Below are 2349 nucleotides of genomic sequence, written 5' to 3' on the forward strand. Positions count from 1 at the left end.
GCGTCGAACACGACATATCGGGGGGAAACAGCACCGGCATCGCCACCGCGCTGGTGCTGAGCGGAATACTGGCGGACACACCGGATCTCGCCGCTGTTTTCGACGAACAGCAGGCCTGGCCGGACTACATCATGGACAGCTTCAGCTTCCGCTGACCGCTTCCAGCATGCGCCGCGCGCTCTCCTCGTCGGTGATCAGGATGGTTGGGGCGATGAGGGTCATGGCGCCGAGCAGCGCTTCGGTTTTCTCCTCGCCACCGGAGGTGAGGATGCGGATCGGTGCCTTGCGCAGACGGTCGACATCCACCGACATCACGTGGCTGTTGACGGGGTGGTCGACCAGATCGCCGTTGCGGTCGAAGAAATGGAACAGGAGGTCACCCACGGCGCCACGCGCAAGCAGGGCCTCCCGATCCGCCTCCTTGAGGAAGCCACCACGAGAGAAGGTGGTGGCCGAGGCGATCCCGCCGACGCTCAGCAGAACGGCATCGAGCACGTCGGCCATTTCGAAAATCTCCTGCAGGCCGCAGCGCTCGATCAGGGCGATCTTGGTCTCGACGCTGTCGACCACGGCTGGTGTCGGCATCAGATAGCCGTCGCCCTGGAATATCTGAGCGAAGCGCCAGGCGAACTCGGCTGGGTTGACCCGGCGCACGACGCCGACACCGCCAAGCAGCGAAATCACCTTGAAGTCGGTGAGCGACTTGGCGCTGATGAAAGGCAGGCTCGAGAACAGCGTCTGCCCCCAGCCGACACCGACCCGCATGCCGGACTTCATCGTGTCCGACAGGAAGCTGCCGGTTTTGGCACTGATCGCTGGTATGGGATCGGCATCGGCTGCCGAAAGCGGCGCCACCAGCGCCTGCTGCAGCCCGAACGTCTTCTCCAATGCGCGCTCAAGCCGCACGATTTCCGACAATTCGCTCTCGATGGTGATCTTCACTTCGTTGCGCGCCCGGGCATCCGCCAGCATGCGCACGATGGTGACGCGACCGACGCCGAGCACGTCGGCGATCTCGTTCTGCGTCATCTGTTCGACGAAATACATCCAGGCGGCGCGAATCCTGAGGCGATCCGTCCGGCTTTCGCTGGCGACCTGCTCGGTTGCCTCGCCTCGACCGTCTTCGCTTTCGCCCTGTCGTCGTCTGCCCAAGTCTGTCTCTCCCCCTGCGGCGACGGACGAGGGCGCCGCCGCCGATTCTGCATGCTGGTCTAGTATCGCCTATTGATCTACCTATCGATAGGAACAATGTAGAGAGTGGCGGCTGCCCCGGTCCGCTATCCGCAGCAAATTTCAAGGCGATCCGCGATGCTCCGACAAATCTCCGAAGATGTCCGCGTCAATCTGAAGGACCGGCTGCGGGAAGTCCGCGAAATCATCCGCCAGAGCCGCCATGACGGCAGCGGCGATGCCAGCATCCTGCGCGAAGCAACCAGCCATCTGCCGCCGTTTCCAGGCAAGGGCATCGAAGGCCTGCTCAGCCATGCCGCGAGTGCCGTCGACGAAGCACTGTCGATCGCCGAAGCTTTCGTCCCGCATGAGCGCCCGATCAAGGTGGACGGCACCACGGTGAAGGGCCTCGGCACCTATTTCCCGGTCGGCAACGAGGATCGCCAACTGGACGCCGAGCGCCTGTTCCGGCGCGATATGTATTATCTGACCAAAGCGGTGCTTGCCGGCCTGAACATCGACAATGCCCGCATCCACGAAGCCGATTTCGCGGCCGTCCATGCCACGATGCGCAAGCGGCATGGCGATCTCCTGGCCGCATTGGCCGCGCCGGGTGCCGGACTGCAGGCAATCGCGGCCACCTGCTCGGCGCTGCTGGTCGAGTGCCTCAATCAGCGTCCCGTTCGCTTTGCCGAGACCGTGCCGGGAACGCCGGCGGGCGGCCGGGCGCTCGACATAAGCTGCCTGGCGCCGCTCGCTTTGGCCTGCGGCCTGGCGACCACCGGCAGCGACGGCGCGCCGGAGCCGGACATGCTGGAGATCGCGATCCTGGCGGCGGATATTCGCCACGATCGCATCGTTCAGGCTTGCGCCAAGGCAAACCCGATCGCTGAGCTGACACCGGTCTTCGCCACCTTGCTTGCCCATCTGCCGTAGTCAGCCGGCCTGGGCTAGCCTTCAGCGGCCATGGCCATGATCGCTTTCTTGGCGCGCTGGATCGAAGCCGGGCTCATCGAGAGTTCGGTCAGCCCCATCTTCACGAAGGTCGCAATCAGATCCGGACGGCCGGCCGCCTCACCGCACATGCCGACCATGATACCGGCGGCGACGCCGGCTTTTGCCGTCATTTCGATCGCCGATATGACGGCCGGATTGGTGACATCGTTGAGCTTGGCGACG

4 protein-coding genes are annotated in these 2349 nt (G+C 64.3%); 2 read left to right on the plus strand and 2 right to left on the minus strand.

All coding sequences use genetic code 11. The annotated features are described in order from the left end of the window. The coding region (locus EN884_RS33260; RefSeq protein WP_164895325.1) for an HAD hydrolase-like protein at positions 1 to 155 on the plus strand (155 nt) is incomplete at its 5' end. On the opposite strand, the gene EN884_RS33265 is transcribed toward EN884_RS33260, so the two are convergent. Continuing rightward, on the minus strand, positions 142 to 1152 hold the full coding sequence (locus EN884_RS33265) for a sugar-binding transcriptional regulator (RefSeq protein WP_013529333.1): 1011 nt from the start codon (positions 1150 to 1152) through the stop codon (positions 142 to 144). The two genes, EN884_RS33260 and EN884_RS33265, sit on opposite strands and share 14 nt — an antisense overlap. A 156-nt stretch (positions 1153 to 1308) precedes the next feature. On the opposite strand from EN884_RS33265, the gene EN884_RS33270 reads away from it, so the two are divergent. Next, positions 1309 to 2106 (plus strand): hypothetical protein, encoded by a 798-nt coding sequence (locus EN884_RS33270; protein WP_063169122.1) that lies wholly within the window; start codon positions 1309 to 1311, stop codon positions 2104 to 2106. A 14-nt stretch (positions 2107 to 2120) separates the two neighbouring features. Here the strand turns inward: EN884_RS33270 and EN884_RS33275 are convergent. Next, positions 2121 to 2349 (minus strand): putative PEP-binding protein (locus tag EN884_RS33275; protein WP_348632997.1); only part of this gene is annotated, 229 nt, incomplete at its 5' end.

Source organism: Mesorhizobium sp. M7A.F.Ca.AU.001.01.1.1 (genome assembly GCF_004022735.1).
GTDB classification, from domain to species: Bacteria; Pseudomonadota; Alphaproteobacteria; order Rhizobiales; family Rhizobiaceae; genus Mesorhizobium; species Mesorhizobium ciceri.

What these genes read in the sequence shown, in the direction of transcription:
- EN884_RS33270 (WP_063169122.1), top strand. Translation starts at nt 1,309, where the DNA reads ATGCTCCGACAAATCTCCGAAGATGTCCGCGTCAATCTGAAGGACCGG.